Below are 16,750 nucleotides of genomic sequence, written 5' to 3' on the forward strand. Positions count from 1 at the left end.
ATCCCTTCACTACAATGGTAGTGAGGGGATTATTGTTTTTCTGATTAAAAATTATTGAAAGGCAGCACCTATTAATCCGAAACCAACAACTACGACAAGGTAAGCAATAGACCAAATGATGGCTGACTTCTTAGAGAAGCGACTTGTCGCAAATAACAAGATACCAAATACATAAGCACTAATAAGCGTTTGTAAGTCAAACACACGAAGTATAGGATTCCCCTTATCAAAGATATTAAGACTTGTAATCGAATAATCTGTGACTGATAGTCCTGCAATCCATTGGATAAGGACAACAATGAGTGCGATGGTACTGGTAATAATCGTATAACTTAAAGTTGCAGAAAAAATAGATTTAGCACTAGCATCTGATTTCATGATTTTAGAGATAATTAAAATGATTACAAAAGTAACACCAATCGTAAGGATAGAGCCAATCACACCACTAACAACACCGATAATTTTTGCGAATTCAAGTGATTGGTCAAGCTGTTGTCCACTTAATCCAGCATCTTCAAAATTTTGTTTGAAGTCCGTAGTTAATGCAACAATCGTAGCTGATAACGCGATGATAACGATTGCAATAATAAGTTTTAAACCCCATGTTGGTTTTTCACGTAAACTAGAAAAATGTTGCGCTAAAGGTAAATTAGATGATTCCATATGTATAGTGCCTCCTATTTATAGCGTTTTCAAAAGCATAACATGTGTCACAATATTTTAAAATACTAGAATAAGTATTTTTGAATAATTAATATATAATAATAAAGATGAAAAAGAAAATATAGTACTATAGTAAAAGTGGCTTGTCATATGTAATTATAATAAATTAATTAATAAAAACATGAGATTAATTATGTTTTTTATTGTGTTATCATGTTATGGTTTAAGTGAAGCAAGTAGTCAGTTTATTTATTCAAATCATAATTAAGGGAGCAATGGGATGATACATTATTACAAATTATTTTGGATCAATGCACTTAATATCAAAGGTAGAGCGAGGCGTAAGGAATTTTGGTATCCTTTTTTAATGAATATCCTAATTAATATAATGCTTGAAATCATTTTTTTCTTATTACCAATTCCAGCAATAATAGAAGATACTGTTGGTTGGATTGTGTATATATTAATCCTAGTCGCTATGTTCACTGTTACAGTTAGAAGGTTTCACGATGTTGGTATGACGATGCTAATACCCATTATCATTTTCTAATTGCGGTTATTAATGATTTTAGTGAATTTATAAATTCAGATATTCCAACACTCGATAATTCTGCATTAACAGTTATTGCTGTTATTTTTGGAGTCGTGTACATTGTGATTTTAATTATTTCATTAGCAGTTTGTTGTACAAGCGGTCAAAAAGAAACAAATAAATATGGTGTAAACCCTAAAGCAGTTGAATAGCATTTTATGATGTCGTTTGTTTCACGTAAGCATTGAAAGTGATACGAAGCATGAAACGTTAGTATCACAAAATTCAATTACTGAAAGAGGTTTTTATGATGTTCAACAACAAGAAAAAGCGTAAATGCGATAAAGAAAGTAAAGAGAGCATATTTTCTATTATAATGGATATATTTTTAAATATTGTAGTCGGGCTCATTAAACTCTTTAAAAACATCATGTCGTAATATAAAAGATACTTGGAAGTCTTCTAGATCAAAATAATTTTACGTATTAGGTAAGCAAATCCTAATGCGTAATTTTTATATTGTTTGTAATTAAATGGAATAAAATATCTTTTTGTTTATACGCCGTATTGTTGGCTCGCAAATCACATGCTGTACATACGAAGCAAGTTATTAAAGGCGCACCATGGAATATCGTGTTATTTTCTATTGGTATGTATTTAGTAGTATTTGGATTGAAGAATGTGGGTATTACAACCATTTTAGCTGATACTTTATCTAATATTTCAAACTATGGCCTGTTTAGTAGCGTTCTAGGCATGGGCTTTATAGCCGCAGTTCTATCATCAGTCATGAATAATTTACCGACCGTACTTATTGATGCTATTGCGATTGGCCAGTCCAATGTAACAGGGATAATTAAAGAAGGTATGATCTACGCCAATGTGATTGGGTCAGATTTAGGTCCTAAAATCACACCAATCGGTTCGTTGGCAACATTGCTTTGGTTGCATGTATTGACTCAAAAAGGGGTCAAAATTTCATGGGGAACGTATTTTAAAACAGGTATTATAATTACGATTCCAGTATTATTTGTAACACTTGTCGGTTTATACCTTACGCTCATATTATTTTAAACTTTATTGCGATCTGCATCGATAGCCAGGTTTAGAATAATCAGGATTTAAAAGGACATATGATAGTCAGAACGAATAGTATAACTTGAATTTTTAACTAAATATAGAAAAATTACAATGCAACATTATCAATTATACTGTCATACGTTTTGCCCCTTGCTATTTCAAATAGCAAGGGGATTTTTCACGTATTATAAACGATTACGTTTTACTTTCCAGTATTTTTTAATATTCAATGTTTTTGATAATTGATCAGACAGCAGTAAGCCTAAGGCGATGGACCCTGCGATAAGGATAGTTCTAATAAACGTATTGTTAGCTTCAGTAAAGTTTAATGTTACCAATTGTTGCATCGCTTTATAGGCTAAACTACCAGGAACTAAAGGGATGATACCGGGAATCATAAAAATGACCACAGGAGATTTAAGGATTCGACTCATGATATGACTCATCACACCTAAAGTTAAACTGCCAAGCAAACTAGAATAGATACTATCAATTTGTAATAGGTCATTTAATATAAAACTAATAAGATATCCTGATGCACCTGCTAATCCAGCAGCAAAGAATAATTTTTTAGGTGCATCGTATATTACTGCAAAAAAGTAAGAGGCAGTAAAGCTAAATAAGAATGCATAGATTAAGGTCATGATATACGCCTCCTAAAATAGTAAATAAGCAATAGAAATGCCAGATCCTATAGCGAATGCGATAACGAGCGCTTCTAAAAAGTTGGCTGTAAATATTAACATGTGTCTGCTAAATAAGTCTTGAATGGCTGTGGTAATTAAGACACCTGGCACAATCGGCATAATAGAAGCAATCAAGGATGGTCCTATCGTTTGATGAATGTTGAATATTTGACTACCTAGCAGGACAATGACGCCAATAACGAAAGATGCAACGAATTCTGGTATGAACATGGTCGTAGATTTACTTTGCGTACATTCAACGATTAGAAAACCAAGTAACCCAGCAATAAATGTAATCACAATATTTTGAAAATTCCCGCCCTGTAAATATAAAAAACTGAGTGATATCACACCTGCAGCTAAACACTTCTTCCACAATTTAATACTAAGTGTCGCTTGTTCAATATGATTTAGGCGATCGAAGGCCTGGGTAATTGAAATTTGATTACTGGCTAACTGACGTGAAATAGAATTGACTTGAAATATTTTTAACAAGTTTGTGGTATTTTTGTTGATCCTGATAATGCGTGTATCATGATTTTCACTTAGGGAAAAATTGATGAAAATATTAATCACATAACCCTGACTATTATGGTAGCCCATACATTGTGCGATTCGTTTCATTGTATCTTCTATACGAGAAATCTCCGCGCCTGAAGATAATAATATTTTCCCTGCAAGTAAAATCACACGCATAGTGATTTTATCTTGAGCATGCTCCATGTTTACACCTCCAAATGCGTCATAGGTAAAGTTATCATTCGTAATACAAGAATAGTCGATAATAATAATCGGATAAATATATATTGATTATATTAAAAAAATTATTTGTTTCTATTATTTTATGTATTTTCCACTTATTATCAGTATGAATGAATATAGCTATTCTTGACAATGACGAATAATGATTATATATTAGTAATATTAAATAAAAATAAATATAGTCGTTGAAGGACGCGCTTTAATTGATATTACGGCTTTAGCAAGATGTTAATAGAAATATTGGCAAATTGAAAAGGTGGACGAATAAGAGTTAAAAGTTCAAATCATACGACATATTGCGTGAAGTAAAACTTTTATAGTTAAAATTAAAAAATGGAATTATATATTAGGTAGCAAAACAAATCACTTTAGATTTAAAAGAAGTGCGTTGTTATGAAGCCGACAATGGTAATGAATCGTTCAGGGTTTATTATATATTGTCGGCTTTTTTGTGGTGTACTACGCAACCTATCATGTAATTAAGTAGTCTGCACTATATTATATCTTACAAAGGAGAATCTGAAATGCTTACATCGTTTAATGCATCTGTACTGTTAACTATCTTTTTCATCACTATTATTATTGCTGCACTGAGCGGAATTATATTTTTAAATAAACGTATTCCAGTTGCTTATGTGCGCATACATATTTGTATCGTTGCTTTACCACCGTTGCTAGCATTTATCGGACTCCTATTTGCTTCAAATCAGGTTGTAGCTGGTTTATGGTATTTAGATATTTTAGCGTGGTTAATGGCGTTTTTTGTTTTATTTATCGGATTAATTATTCAACGCTATTGTATACGATATTTAGCTGGAGATAGAAGCTATCGAAAATATTTCATGTTATTTACATTGACGACAAGTTTTGCGGCAATGGCATGGTTAACTGGTGACATCCGCATAATGGTTATAAGCTGGGGTTGTACTTTAATAGGGCTAACACTTTTAATTAGTTTGACGAGTGCTTGGAGAGTTACAAGAGCCGCAGCAATTGTGACAGGTAAGTTGTTCTTCTTAGGTTGGATAGCTTTAGCAATCGCTGTTGTTTGGATCGGCTTAGTAACAGGAGAATGGCATTACACTGCTATATTTAGAGAGAGTAATTTAGCGCAGATCAATGCTTGGTCAAAATTTGGAATCAATATATTAATTATATTAGCGGTTATGGTACCAGCTGCACAGTGGCCATTCCAAAGATGGTTGATTGAATCTGTAGCAGCACCTACACCAGTATCAGCAATCATGCATGCGGGGATTGTTAATGCGGGTGGAATTATGCTGACACGTTTTTCACCATTATTTAATGGTGACATCGCAACGATGGTCTTACTTGTGTTTGCAAGTGTATCTGTTTTAATTGGTGCGGGTATCAGTTTAGTGCATGTTGATTATAAACGATTACTTGTTGGATCAACGATTGGTCAAATGGGCTTTATGTTAATTCAGTGTGCATTAGGTGCCTACATTCCTGCAATCATTCACTTAATATTGCACGGTTTGTTTAAAGCGACGTTATTCTTACGTTCTGGTTCAGCCGTGCATCATTTTAACGTTCCAAGCCGAGTTAATGAACGCATGTCTTATCTATGGATTCTAATTGGTCGAGGTCTTGCAATCGCAATCGGGTTAGGCTTTTGGTTATCAGCGCCAGAACAGGGTTATCGACTAGTAAGTGGTTTGATTTTAGCATGGTCGTTATCAGTATCATGGACACAACTTGTTGCGTTTGGAGAAGGTCGATTTGGTCGTATGATGGGCTTGTTTGTACTCATTGTGGTTGGTGCAGTCTATTATATTGTACATCACTTTTTCAGTGGCGCTTTACATACAATCACATTCCATAGCGCACAACCACCAATGTTTGCAGTAGTGATAGTTGCAGTATTATTGCTATTTGGTAGTTTGATGAGTACTTGGGTAGCACGTAATCGTTCGTCTAAAGCATTCTCGATATTATACATGTGGATTGTACGATTAGGTGATGCGAAACTTGAATCGGTAGAACGACACCCTAACTATTTGAAATCATATTTATCTAAAGGAGGGCATTAAAATGGGCGTATCAAAGATAGAATCAACGCAAGCGTCGACATATATTGATGATATACATGATAAAGTTACACGTGCGAGTAACGTAATCGTACCATTGTCACCTATTTCAGTGTTCGCTGCTAGAAGTCCGTGGGCAAGGCTAGAACATAAATCATTTGATGAAATTGCCCATTGGCTAAAAGAAACGCGCAAAGTAGATATGTATCCTGCACGAATGACCATTTTGGAAGCCAATCAAAAAGGCGAAATTGATGATGCGTATGTAGAACAATTTTTTCAACAATGGTTAAATGATACCGCATTAAAGATTCCAAGAGAAAATGCAGCACAATATGGCCGTAACGCATTGAAATTGGAGACGTTGGAAACACCTACGGATATTAAATCGCAGTTAGAAGCGTTAGCTAGTGATTTAAATGAACAGGTAAAATTTGAATCTGAAAATACTGTACCGTTAAAGAGTACATACATTTTAGATGAAAAAAATGAACGACTGATTGATACGGTGGATTACCATACGATTAAGTGGTGTAAATTATATATTGATGATGCACAATCTGGATGGACAATGCCAAATCGTGACAAGGGATTATTCTATGCTTGGCGTAGATTAGTAGCGTATGATCCTGCGTTAACCAAAGATCAACGCGCACGTTTAAAATCATTACCTAATGAGGCAGAGGATTTAATGCAACAAGCATTAAGCTATTTAAATATCTCAGAGGCAGACGCGCAAACATATTTAGAAAATCACTTACTATCTTTACCTGGTTGGGCTGGCATGATGCTATGGCAAGATGAACATAATCACAAAGTGCATGACTTACTTTTTTCTTATCTTGCTATCCGTATTGCTATGGAATGGGCAATTGTTGAGCCATATTTGCCTGTATCACAGCCTGAAGATTTAAATGATATGAATAAAGAAGAGCTGATTGCATCATGGATCCAGTGGGGCAATTTTTCAATGCAATCTTGGAAAGCTCTATCTATCGAAGCACAACAAGCACATATTCAATTTGCGTATCGATTCAATGAACAATTTTGTAGAAAATTATGGTTAGACGCTTGGGAAGCGACTTATAATCAACAATTGAAAGCAATGATCGGACCGAAATCAAGCGTTGAGGCTGAACAACAATCACAAACATTAGTACAAATGGCATTTTGTATTGATGTGCGTTCTGAACCGTTTAGGAAGCACATTGAAGCTAATGGTCCATTTGAAACTATTGGTATAGCTGGATTTTTCGGTTTACCAATCGAAAAAGCGGAACTGGGTAAAAAGTATAGTCATCCATCATTACCTGTAATGAACCAGCCACAGCATAAAATTAAAGAATATACTCATGAGCACGAGCCTAATGCATTCCAACAACGTAAACATGCATTAGAATCAGTGACGTATACATTTAAAAAAATGAAACAAAATGTCTTGCCTAGCTTACTATTACCAGAATTAAGTGGTCCGTGGTTATCGCTACAAATGTTTACACGTAGTTTTATACCGAAAAGTGTTGGCAGTGTTATTCGAAAATTTTATACAAGTTGGTTAAAGAAACCCAATGATACTGCATTGACTTTAAATTATGAACCACAACATCAGCACAATCATCGCCACATACATTTGGAAGATGATTTGCCGGTTGGTTTTACAGATGAAGAAAAAGTGAATTACGCTCTACAAGCGCTCAAGTTGATGGACTTAACAGACGATTTCGCACCGTTAGTTGTCATGTGTGGACATGGAAGTCAGAGTGCCAATAATCCCTATGCAGCGTCATTAGATTGTGGTGCATGTGGTGGTGCGGCGAGTGGTTTTAATGCAAAAGTATTGGCGCAGTTATGTAATTTGCCAGAAGTGAGACAAGGTTTGTTGCAAGAAGGTGTAGCTATTCCTGAGACGACAATCTTCGCTGCTGCAGAACATCAAACTTCTATTGATACATTGACATGGATTTACGTACCTGAACTTACAGAAGCGGCACGTAATGCATATGAAAATATTGAAGCGGCAATGCCTAAAATTAGTTATCAAGCAAATAAAAAACGCCTCTCTCAATTGCCGAATAATAATTTAACTGATCGCAATCCGAATCATGAAGTGTATCGATTAACGAATGATTGGAGTGAAATTAGACCTGAATGGGGTCTAGCTAAAAATGCAGCGTTTATCATTGGTCAGCGTGAATTAACTAAACAGAGTGATTTAGCAGGAAGAGCATTTTTGCATAATTATAATTGGAAAAACGATGAAAATGGCACTATTTTAGAAAATATTATTGCGGGTCCAGCACTTGTAGCGCAATGGATTAACTTACAATATTACGCATCTACGGTTGCGCCGCACTATTACGGAAGTGGTAGTAAAACAACGCAATCAGTGACTGCAGGTATCGGCGTGATGCAAGGTAATGCAAGTGATTTATTGACCGGTTTACCATGGCAATCCGTGATGTCAGCAGATAATAAGATGTATCATTCACCGATTAGATTAGTTGTTGTAATCCAAGCACCACAAGCCTTTATTAGTCGATTATTAGAAAATGATGAAACATTTAAGCAGAAAGTCATGCATGGTTGGGTTCGTTTAGCAAGTGTTGACGAAGACAATCACTGGCATGAATGGTCAAACGCGGTTAAAAAAGCTTAGTTAAAGCAAATTGAACATGATGGATCATAGCATTTGTTAACGTATGACAACCAATGTTATTTCCTAGGGAATATGACAGAACTATGGAGAAAGTGATTAAAAAATGGTACTGTTATCTTTGTTAAAATGAATTTCTAATTTTAGTTCTACAGGAGATGCATATTTTATGAAAATGACCAAAGGTCGCTATGAGTCTGAAATCAGCAAAGCAATTACCCAATGGGAAAAAGACTTCCTTGGCCGGGGCTCTCTGTCAGTTAAAACGGATATATTACGTGACATGATTATTGTGAGTTTACATGGTGTATTGACTCAAGCAGAGTACAAAGTGTGTGAAACGAATGAAGGTTTGTTAACTATAAAAAAAACACGTTCTAAACTGGTTGAATCTGGTATTGAAGCGCTTGATGAAATCGTGCTGTCTATAACAGGCGAAAAAGTGAAAAGTTTTCATACAGATTTAAGTTCTAGAACAGGTGAAAGAATTATCATTTTTAAATTGCATAACGATTTAGAAAAACAAATTATTGAATAATGGAAACAAACATGAAACCGAAAATACACATGTCATTTATTGAAATATGAGGATAAATGATGTGTGTTTTTTACATGGAATGCGCATGGCGTCGGGTAATCAGCAAAGGCATTTGTATTATCAGTAGTTTTAATTTTAAAGGGCTGCAGAGACAGTATAAGTAATATAAGATACAAAACACGCACATACCGTTGTAAGGGACAGTATGTGCGCTTGGTTCATTACTCATAAATGTTAGAAAGTGCAATACATTAAAGTAATAACTTATCATATAAATTTGGGTGTTAAAGCATCATAATCTTTAATTAAGATTCTTTTATTAAGATATAACAATCGTGCTCAAATCGTGCTCAAAATCAATTATTAGATTGTAAACTAAATACAGTTTGAGTTTGTGTTCTTAACATGCGTAAAGGACGCTCATCATGTATGTAGTTTGGGTTTGGTGCACAACAACGACAACGAAAGGATTCATGTAAAGCAGTGCTCAAATTATTTTAAAAACGACTTGAAAATGAGTTCAATAATGTTTTCAGTCATTCAAACCCCTCCTTCATAAATTGTACGTAACAACTTGTGCGTTATTCAATTTGGTCTAGGATTAAAGAAAGAATTTGTTCTACTAAGTTAGCTAGCATACGACACACCTCCTTTATTTGAATATTATAACAATTTAATATTTTTTTGTGGCAAAATACCTAGATGTATAAAAATAATGTTAGAATGTTAATATTATATATTTATTAAAATCCAATTATATTTAATTTGATTATTTCAGTTCATGAGTGTGGGTCATTAAATATAATAAAATTAATATAGTCCTCAGGATATTTGAATGAATGCGTTTAAATCTTATAGGAGTTATAAATTAATTAAAAAGACTTGAATTATATAGGTTTAATATAGTAATATCACTAATTAGGTGTTAAAGAATCATAATTTTTAATTATGGTTCTTTTTCTTTTGTCTTTTTTTAAGTATAAATATTAAAAAATGTATCTAGCATTGCTAAAATACTTTGCTAAAGCCTATATTTTTAATAAACTAGAAAAGGTTAAACTTTATATAAGCATAAGCAATGCGTCCACTTGTTCATTTTTGTAAACTAAAGCGCAAGTTGGATTTGTTTCATTGCTAAAATGAGTATAATACAGTGATAAAGAGACTTATATTAGGAGGGAATATGGTTGGGTCAAATTAAAAGTATCCTATATTCAATTATAGAACCTTTAACAAAGCCGGAAACGTATCAAGCTTTATTATCTAATCTGATTATGATTATTATATACGTTGTCGCGGCATGGATTATTTTGCGCTTTGTGAATAAAGCGATTGCGCAGTTCTTTAAAATTCAAAATAAAGGCAAAAGTGGGAATAAAAAGCGTTCGAAAACTTTGATATCATTAGTTCAAAATGTAGTATCTTATGTGGTATGGTTTATAGTACTGACGACCATTTTAAGTAAATTCGGTATAAGCGTAGGTGGCATTATTGCCAGCGCGGGTGTCGTTGGTCTTGCAGTAGGTTTTGGTGCTCAAACTGTTGTTAAAGATATTATTACAGGTTTCTTCATTATTTTCGAAAATCAGTTTGATGTTGGGGATTATGTTAAAATTAGTAATAGTGGTTCTCCCGTGGCAGAAGGTACAGTGAAATCGATTGGATTAAGATCAATGCGCATTAATACCATTACAGGTGAATTAACAACGCTACCGAATGGGAGTGTTGGGGAAATTACCAATTACTCGGTTATAAATGGTGAGGCAATTGTTGAAATTCCAGTATCTATTTCAGAAGACATTGATTATGTGGAAGAAGTACTGACGACATATTTTGAATCTATTAGATCTAAATATTACTTATTTATCTCGACACCAGAAGTAGTAGGTGTTAATTCGATTACAAATAACGAAATCGTATTGAGTGTGTCTGCAGAGACAATTCCAGGCGAAGGTGCGTCAGGTGCGCGTATTTTAAGAAAAGAAATCTTGAAATTATTTAAACTTAAAGAAATTAAAACACCACAGCCAACGATGGTACAGTACGATGCGAACCAGCAAAAATAATGATTAAGACGGTCGGAGGTGTTACAGAATGACATCCAATTACGGTTTAAATGATATTGTAGAAATGAAAAAACAACACGCATGTGGCACGAATCGTTTTAAAATCATTCGTGTAGGTGCTGACATCCGAATAAAATGTGAAAATTGTCAAAGAAGTATCATGATTCCAAGACAAACTTTTAATAAAAAAATAAAAAAAATACTAGTATCCCAACAAGATACTGATAATAAGGAGAATGAATAATGGCTTTAACAGCAGGTATTGTTGGATTGCCCAACGTAGGTAAATCGACACTTTTCAATGCAATTACAAAAGCAGGTGCTTTAGCAGCAAACTATCCGTTCGCTACCATAGATCCGAACGTAGGGATTGTCGAAGTACCAGATAGCAGATTAGATGTTTTAACGAAGATGGTACAACCTAAAAAGACAATTCCAACAACATTTGAATTCACTGATATTGCAGGTATTGTTAAAGGCGCTTCAAAAGGTGAAGGACTAGGTAACAAATTCTTATCTCACATTCGTGAAGTAGATGCGATTTGCCAAGTCGTTCGTGCATTTGACGATGATAATGTAACGCATGTTTCAGGTCGTGTAGATCCAATTGATGACATTGAAGTCATTAACATGGAATTAGTGTTAGCTGATTTAGAATCTGTTGACAAACGTTTACCAAAAGTAGAAAAAATGGCTCGCCAAAAAGATAAAGATGCAGTTAATGAAACACGTATTTTATCAAGAATTAAAGAAGCTTTAGAAGAAGGCAATCCAGTAAGAAGTCTGGAATTCACAGAAGAAGATCAAAAATTCATCGACCAAGCGCAGTTGTTAACATCTAAAAAAATGCTTTATATTGCTAACGTAGGTGAAGATGAAATCGGCGATGACGATAATGAAAAAGTAAAACTTATTCGTGAATATGCAGCAAAAGAAGATTCAGAAGTGATTGTCATTAGCGCAAAAATTGAAGAAGAGATTGCTGTCTTAGAAGATGAAGATCGCGAAATGTTCTTAGAAGACTTAGGCATTGAAGAGCCAGGTTTAGATCGTTTAATTCGTACAACTTATGACTTGCTAGGTTTGGCAACATACTTTACAGCCGGTGTACAAGAAGTGCGCGCTTGGACGTTTATTAAAGGAATGACAGCACCACAATGTGCGGGTATTATTCATACAGACTTTGAGCGAGGTTTTATTCGTGCCGAAGTAACGAGCTATGACGATTACGTGGCATTCGATGGTGAAAATGGCGCTAAAGAAGCAGGAAAACAACGTCTAGAAGGTAAAGAATATATTATGAAAGACGGAGACATTGTACACTTTAGATTTAATGTATAAGATACAAAGCAACCCCTCATTACAACGAGTAATGAGGGGTTTTGCTAATCTGTATATTTATGTGAGTGACATGCGGTGTGCTTCAATTTGAGGTGTTAAAATTAGAAGTACAGCGTTGATAAAGAAAACGCACTTTTAAAATAACATCAAGGTTAAAATTTTTACGAAGTGAACCAAGATGTTTCGACACCAGGTCCTACATAATTTGCATCAACATCTTGATTTAATTCAGGAGATGCATAGCTATCTGTATATTGCCAGAGGACGTGTTCACGTGTAGGTTGACCTGGATTATAATTTGCCAACCAGTAACCATCATATTGACCTACAGAATTAGAAGCATTTTCTACCATGAAATTTTCATAAGAATAAAATAATACTTTTTTATCGCCAGCTAATCCTTTCATTTCATCATACCAAGCGTCTGTGCTTTCTTCAGGCGTACCAGAAGTTACAGTATTTTCTTCAAAATCGTTGATATAGAAACTCGCTTTTGGAGCGCGATTGTAAAGTGTCTGCGCTTCGTATCTTGCGTCCTCAGGATTTTCATACATACTATAGGAATATACACCAAAGTCTAAACCGTTTTTATCTAATAAAGCAGAATTGTGCTCTAATGCAGCATCCACTTTTTCTGAACCATATTGTGCTCTTATAATAATGAAATCGTAATTTTCTTTTAAGTCTTTGACTTCTTGTGTCGTTAACTCACCTTGCCATTCAGATATATCCAACACACGTTCACCAGATTGCGTTGTTCCAGATTCGGCTTGCATGGATTTAGAGCCACTTTCTTGTTTTTGTTGAGACGCTTTATCTGGATGCTTTTCTAAATATTGTTGATAGCCATAACCCATTGTACCTTTTTGGTTAGAAGGGTTATCGGAGGCGTAAGTTGTATTGATAATGACCGTTGATGCAAAAAATACACTTCCTGCAAGTAAGCCTTTTTTGAATTTTGAAAACATAAGCATCCCCTTTATCTATGTAGATTATTGAAATTTATTTTGAAAAATAGTAAATATGACATCAAAAAATAATATAGTTGATATGCTATTAGAATTAAATATACTTTTCAACCTTACCTTAAAAGATATTTAAATTTTATTGATATTAATTAGTATTTGAATAATGATTTAATTTGAAAATATAATCGTAAAAGATGTCATGTTTATTTAACTTGAATGCTTTGATAGATATCGTGAATGATTAAATTTCATAATGTTTCATATGAAACAACTATGAAATTTAACGTGCTATAACGTGGTAAACCCATTGTAAAATGTAAAGGCATGTGCTATAATTCTTGATTGTGAGTAATGAAAATTATTCCTTGCTTATCACATTTGATGATGAGCCGCATAGACCACAAGGAGGTGCAATTATACAATGAGAACATATGAAGTTATGTACATCGTTCGTCCGAATATCGAAGAAGATGCTAAAAAAGCAGTCGTTGAACGTTTCAACGGAATTTTAGCTTCTCACGGTTCAGAAGTTTTAGAAGCTAAAGACTGGGGCAAACGCCGTTTAGCTTATGAAATTAACGATTTCAGTGAAGGTTACTACAATATCGTACGTATCCAAACAGCTGATAATGAAGCTACTGACGAATTCCAACGTTTAGCTAAAATTTCTGACGATGTAATCCGTTATATCGTAATTCGTGAAGACGAAGATAAAACTAGAAAATAATAGATGGGGGTCGCTTAAATGATAAATAGAGTTGTTTTAGTCGGTCGTTTAACTAAAGATCCAGAATATAGAACAACACCCTCAGGCGTGAGTGTTGCGACTTTTACTCTAGCAGTAAATCGTACGTTTACAAATGCGCAAGGGGAACGCGAAGCGGATTTCATTAACTGTGTCGTTTTTAGAAAACAAGCAGAGAATGTTAACAACTACTTATTTAAAGGTAGTTTAGCTGGCGTTGACGGTCGCATTCAATCACGTAGCTATGAAAACCAAGAAGGTCGTCGTATATTTGTGACTGAAGTGGTTTGTGATAGTGTTCAATTCCTTGAACCTAAAAATCAAAACCAACGTCATGGTCAAGAAGGAAATAACAATAATTTCCAAAACTTTGGCGGACAACAATCAGGACAAAATACATCATCTTATCAAAGTAATAACAACAATAATTCATCAAACAATAATCAATCTGATAACCCATTTGCAAATGCAAACGGACCAATTGATATTAGTGATGATGACTTACCATTCTAATTATATAGAACATATAAAAATGAAAATTTCTTAAAAGGAGGCAGTTACCATGGCAGGTGGACCAAGAAGAGGCGGACGTCGTCGTAAAAAAGTTTGTTATTTCACAGCAAACGGAATTACACACATCGACTATAAAGATACAGAATTATTAAAACGTTTTATCTCAGAACGTGGTAAAATTTTACCACGTCGTGTAACAGGTACTTCAGCTAAATATCAACGTATGTTGACATTAGCTATTAAACGTTCTCGTCATATGGCATTATTACCATATGTTAAAGAAGAACAATAATAGATATTGTATCTGAAAACCCCGTAGGCATATACCTACGGGGTTATTTTTGTGGTTTGAGAATTGGGAAAGGTATGAAAAATATGATGGCAAGAATTTAAATGAAAACAATTTTTAACTATTAATCTTCTTCTTTCTCTAACCCAATAATAACCATTATGACTACTGAAATTAGCATGAATGGTACAAAAATAGGAGTTACTAAAAATCCACCAATCATGATTAGATACAACTCATCAATTTTGTAACTACCAACCTTCAAGTGATTTCTCCAATCTAATTATTTTGTCTTTTGTAGTTTATATATGCATTAATTGTAAGTGTTAACATAGAAGTGAAAATGATTAAACTAAATATAGAGAGCGATATAGCGATTGTACTATCTTTAATGAATATATTATAAATCGATAGAACAATGAAGAATAAATGTAATAAAACGGTAATTGGGAATGTAGTTGTCATCAATTTAGAATTCGGCATAGTACTTTTATGTTTCATGATATCTCTCCAATCTAAGTTATATTATTTTTTCTTATAGTCATCTATAGTAACGCCATCATTTTCAATTTTCTTTCTGTTTGCTCTGATTAATAAAGCGGCATTAATTGTAATTGAAATGGCTAGTATAATTGAAACTGGTAAGCTTAAAACATTAAAATGATTTACTATTATTAGAATGATCATTAATAAAATATTAAGCGTGTGATGGGCAATCATTGCTTTATTCATTTTAAACCCTTCTTAAATTTTACCCCTTTGTCTTATCTTTACTTTTAGACAATTTACTCAATAGCTTTGCTGTTTTTCGTTCGAAAATGCTAACTATGCTCACAATGATATCTATTATTTTAATAAGTAATCCGATGAGTATATCCACATTAAAACTCCTTTTTATGTATGTCATTTTAATTTAACTAAAATAACTTATATAAATTGCAGAAATCACCATAAGAATAGCGGATACTGCATGAACTAACAAAAGAACATAGAATGATTTCTTAGTCATTGGTTCGAAATTGTTACGTTTAACTCTTCTGTTATTTTCCCATCGGAATATAAACGCCCAAAAACAAGCGTAGATAGGTACAAACATGATACCTAGGACAATAGCGACTGGTAAACTCATAGCAAAGCTCCTTTTTTGTAAGCGTAGCATAAAAACTATTTATTGTGAACGAGATGAAAAGTAATACTTTTTATCTATATAGCAATATCTCAAAGAATATAATTATGTTTTTAAAATCTATTATGTAAATATGATTATATTGTGGATAATATGGTATTTATATAGTAAGGGAGCGTGCTATATGGATATCATTGGAAAAATAATAACCTTTATTATGAGCGTCATATCTAATTTAATCGGTAGCAGATCATTGATTGAGGATATTAAAAAAGCTTTTGTAGAAAATTTCAAAAAAGACAAATAGTATAAATATGACCCATTAACTCTAAGTGTTGATGGGTGTTTTTATACACAATACATGTTCAATAGAATTTATGTTAACATATAATTAAGTTGTTAACTATGTTTTTAAGGGGAGATAGTATGACTAAAGATAATGAACAGGAACGATATAAAACATTAGCATCTATTGCCAATACAGCAGGGATAGTAGCTTTAGTCTTAACATTAGGTTCATTAGTACTAGCTATCATATTTGATTGGCAGTTCTTAGATTATATCGTTAAATTTTCTGGCGTACTCATTGTACTGAGTTTGATAATAGATTCGGTACTATATATCTTAGAAAAAAATATTAAGAAAATCATATATAACATTCTTTTTATCATAGTACTGGTATACATCTTTTTTGGATAATTTTTTAATTCAATAATAGATGGGTTAATTTGAATAAT

The 16,750-nt window shown here is 33.5% G+C and carries 20 protein-coding genes and 1 pseudogene; 13 read left to right on the forward strand and 8 right to left on the reverse strand.

Annotated elements, in window-relative coordinates; all coding sequences use genetic code 11:
- Positions 1–51: 51 nt before the first annotated feature.
- Positions 52–663: a YIP1 family protein gene (locus tag ACM595_RS10055; protein WP_115338730.1), complete on the reverse strand. Its 612-nt coding sequence runs from the start codon at positions 661–663 to the stop codon at positions 52–54.
- A 280-nt stretch (positions 664–943) separates the two neighbouring features.
- Here ACM595_RS10055 and ACM595_RS10060 point away from each other — a divergent pair, with 280 nt between their 5' ends.
- The 3 genes and pseudogenes from ACM595_RS10060 to ACM595_RS10070 all read left to right on the forward strand — a co-directional run.
- Positions 944–1,213 (forward strand): DUF805 domain-containing protein, encoded by a 270-nt coding sequence (locus tag ACM595_RS10060; RefSeq protein ID WP_129531143.1) that lies wholly within the window; start codon positions 944–946, stop codon positions 1,211–1,213.
- A 104-nt stretch (positions 1,214–1,317) separates the two neighbouring features.
- Positions 1,318–1,407, forward strand: coding sequence for a DUF805 domain-containing protein (locus ACM595_RS10065; RefSeq protein ID WP_164972280.1), 90 nt, complete (start codon positions 1,318–1,320; stop codon positions 1,405–1,407).
- A 355-nt stretch (positions 1,408–1,762) separates the two neighbouring features.
- Positions 1,763–2,269 (forward strand): annotated as a pseudogene (locus ACM595_RS10070) (ArsB/NhaD family transporter); the annotation flags it as partial.
- Between the two features lie 191 nt (positions 2,270–2,460).
- Here the strand turns inward: ACM595_RS10070 and ACM595_RS10075 are convergent.
- Both ACM595_RS10075 and ACM595_RS10080 read right to left on the reverse strand, forming a co-directional pair.
- On the reverse strand, positions 2,461–2,919 hold the full coding sequence (locus tag ACM595_RS10075) for a threonine/serine exporter family protein (RefSeq protein ID WP_002484317.1): 459 nt from the start codon (positions 2,917–2,919) through the stop codon (positions 2,461–2,463).
- A 12-nt stretch (positions 2,920–2,931) separates the two neighbouring features.
- Entirely contained in the window at positions 2,932–3,684 is a 753-nt protein-coding gene (locus tag ACM595_RS10080; RefSeq protein ID WP_129531141.1) for a threonine/serine exporter family protein, read from the reverse strand.
- A gap of 563 nt (positions 3,685–4,247) precedes the next feature.
- Here ACM595_RS10080 and ACM595_RS10085 point away from each other — a divergent pair.
- The 6 genes from ACM595_RS10085 to ychF all read left to right on the forward strand — a co-directional run bounded on the left by ACM595_RS10085 (position 4,248) and on the right by ychF (position 12,372).
- Positions 4,248–5,777, forward strand: coding sequence for an NADH dehydrogenase subunit 5 (locus ACM595_RS10085; protein WP_129531140.1), 1,530 nt, complete (start codon positions 4,248–4,250; stop codon positions 5,775–5,777).
- 1 nt (position 5,778) lies between these two features.
- On the forward strand, positions 5,779–8,430 hold the full coding sequence (locus tag ACM595_RS10090; protein WP_002484314.1) for a DUF2309 domain-containing protein: 2,652 nt from the start codon (positions 5,779–5,781) through the stop codon (positions 8,428–8,430).
- A 166-nt stretch (positions 8,431–8,596) separates the two neighbouring features.
- Positions 8,597–8,965, forward strand: coding sequence for a DUF2294 domain-containing protein (locus tag ACM595_RS10095; protein ID WP_002484313.1), 369 nt, complete (start codon positions 8,597–8,599; stop codon positions 8,963–8,965).
- Between the two features lie 1,187 nt (positions 8,966–10,152).
- A complete protein-coding gene (locus ACM595_RS10100) occupies positions 10,153–11,031 on the forward strand; it encodes a mechanosensitive ion channel family protein (protein WP_419744290.1) in 879 nt (292 codons plus the stop codon).
- Positions 11,032–11,059: 28 nt separating this feature from the next.
- On the forward strand, positions 11,060–11,275 hold the full coding sequence (locus ACM595_RS10105; protein WP_002484311.1) for a DUF951 domain-containing protein: 216 nt from the start codon (positions 11,060–11,062) through the stop codon (positions 11,273–11,275).
- Positions 11,275–12,372, forward strand: coding sequence for a redox-regulated ATPase YchF (ychF, locus tag ACM595_RS10110; RefSeq protein ID WP_002484310.1), 1,098 nt, complete (start codon positions 11,275–11,277; stop codon positions 12,370–12,372). Before ACM595_RS10105 ends, ychF begins: the two co-directional genes overlap by 1 nt.
- A 161-nt stretch (positions 12,373–12,533) precedes the next feature.
- On the opposite strand, the gene ACM595_RS10115 is transcribed toward ychF, so the two are convergent.
- Positions 12,534–13,340 carry a GH25 family lysozyme gene (locus ACM595_RS10115; RefSeq protein ID WP_075340102.1) on the reverse strand — a complete coding sequence of 269 codons (807 nt, stop codon included), beginning with the start codon at positions 13,338–13,340 and terminating at the stop codon, positions 12,534–12,536.
- Between the two features lie 421 nt (positions 13,341–13,761).
- On the opposite strand from ACM595_RS10115, the gene rpsF reads away from it, so the two are divergent.
- From rpsF to rpsR, 3 genes are read left to right on the forward strand one after another with little or no spacing between them, the layout of a single operon-like run.
- Positions 13,762–14,067: a 30S ribosomal protein S6 gene (rpsF, locus tag ACM595_RS10120; RefSeq protein WP_002484308.1), complete on the forward strand. Its 306-nt coding sequence runs from the start codon at positions 13,762–13,764 to the stop codon at positions 14,065–14,067.
- 18 nt (positions 14,068–14,085) lie between these two features.
- On the forward strand, positions 14,086–14,598 hold the full coding sequence (ssb, locus tag ACM595_RS10125; protein ID WP_002484307.1) for a single-stranded DNA-binding protein: 513 nt from the start codon (positions 14,086–14,088) through the stop codon (positions 14,596–14,598).
- Between the two features lie 49 nt (positions 14,599–14,647).
- Positions 14,648–14,890, forward strand: coding sequence for a 30S ribosomal protein S18 (gene rpsR, locus ACM595_RS10130; protein WP_002484306.1), 243 nt, complete (start codon positions 14,648–14,650; stop codon positions 14,888–14,890).
- A 121-nt stretch (positions 14,891–15,011) separates the two neighbouring features.
- Here the strand turns inward: rpsR and ACM595_RS10135 are convergent, their stop codons facing one another.
- The 4 genes from ACM595_RS10135 to ACM595_RS10150 all read right to left on the reverse strand — a co-directional run bounded on the left by ACM595_RS10135 (position 15,012) and on the right by ACM595_RS10150 (position 16,016).
- Positions 15,012–15,152: a hypothetical protein gene (locus tag ACM595_RS10135; protein WP_164971920.1), complete on the reverse strand. Its 141-nt coding sequence runs from the start codon at positions 15,150–15,152 to the stop codon at positions 15,012–15,014.
- A gap of 14 nt (positions 15,153–15,166) precedes the next feature.
- A complete protein-coding gene (locus ACM595_RS10140; protein WP_011303964.1) occupies positions 15,167–15,388 on the reverse strand; it encodes a hypothetical protein in 222 nt (73 codons plus the stop codon).
- Positions 15,389–15,412: 24 nt separating this feature from the next.
- Entirely contained in the window at positions 15,413–15,619 is a 207-nt protein-coding gene (locus ACM595_RS10145) for a hypothetical protein (protein ID WP_037539156.1), read from the reverse strand.
- A 181-nt stretch (positions 15,620–15,800) separates the two neighbouring features.
- Complete coding sequence (locus tag ACM595_RS10150) at positions 15,801–16,016, reverse strand: hypothetical protein (protein WP_037539155.1); 216 nt, start codon at positions 16,014–16,016, stop codon at positions 15,801–15,803.
- 423 nt (positions 16,017–16,439) lie between these two features.
- Here ACM595_RS10150 and ACM595_RS10155 point away from each other — a divergent pair, with 423 nt between their 5' ends.
- Positions 16,440–16,712 (forward strand): hypothetical protein, encoded by a 273-nt coding sequence (locus ACM595_RS10155; protein WP_037539154.1) that lies wholly within the window; start codon positions 16,440–16,442, stop codon positions 16,710–16,712.
- The last annotated feature ends 38 nt before the right edge of the window (positions 16,713–16,750 follow it).

Source organism: Staphylococcus sp. LKG3-1 (assembly GCF_048568385.1).
Classification (GTDB): domain Bacteria; phylum Bacillota; class Bacilli; order Staphylococcales; family Staphylococcaceae; genus Staphylococcus; species Staphylococcus saprophyticus.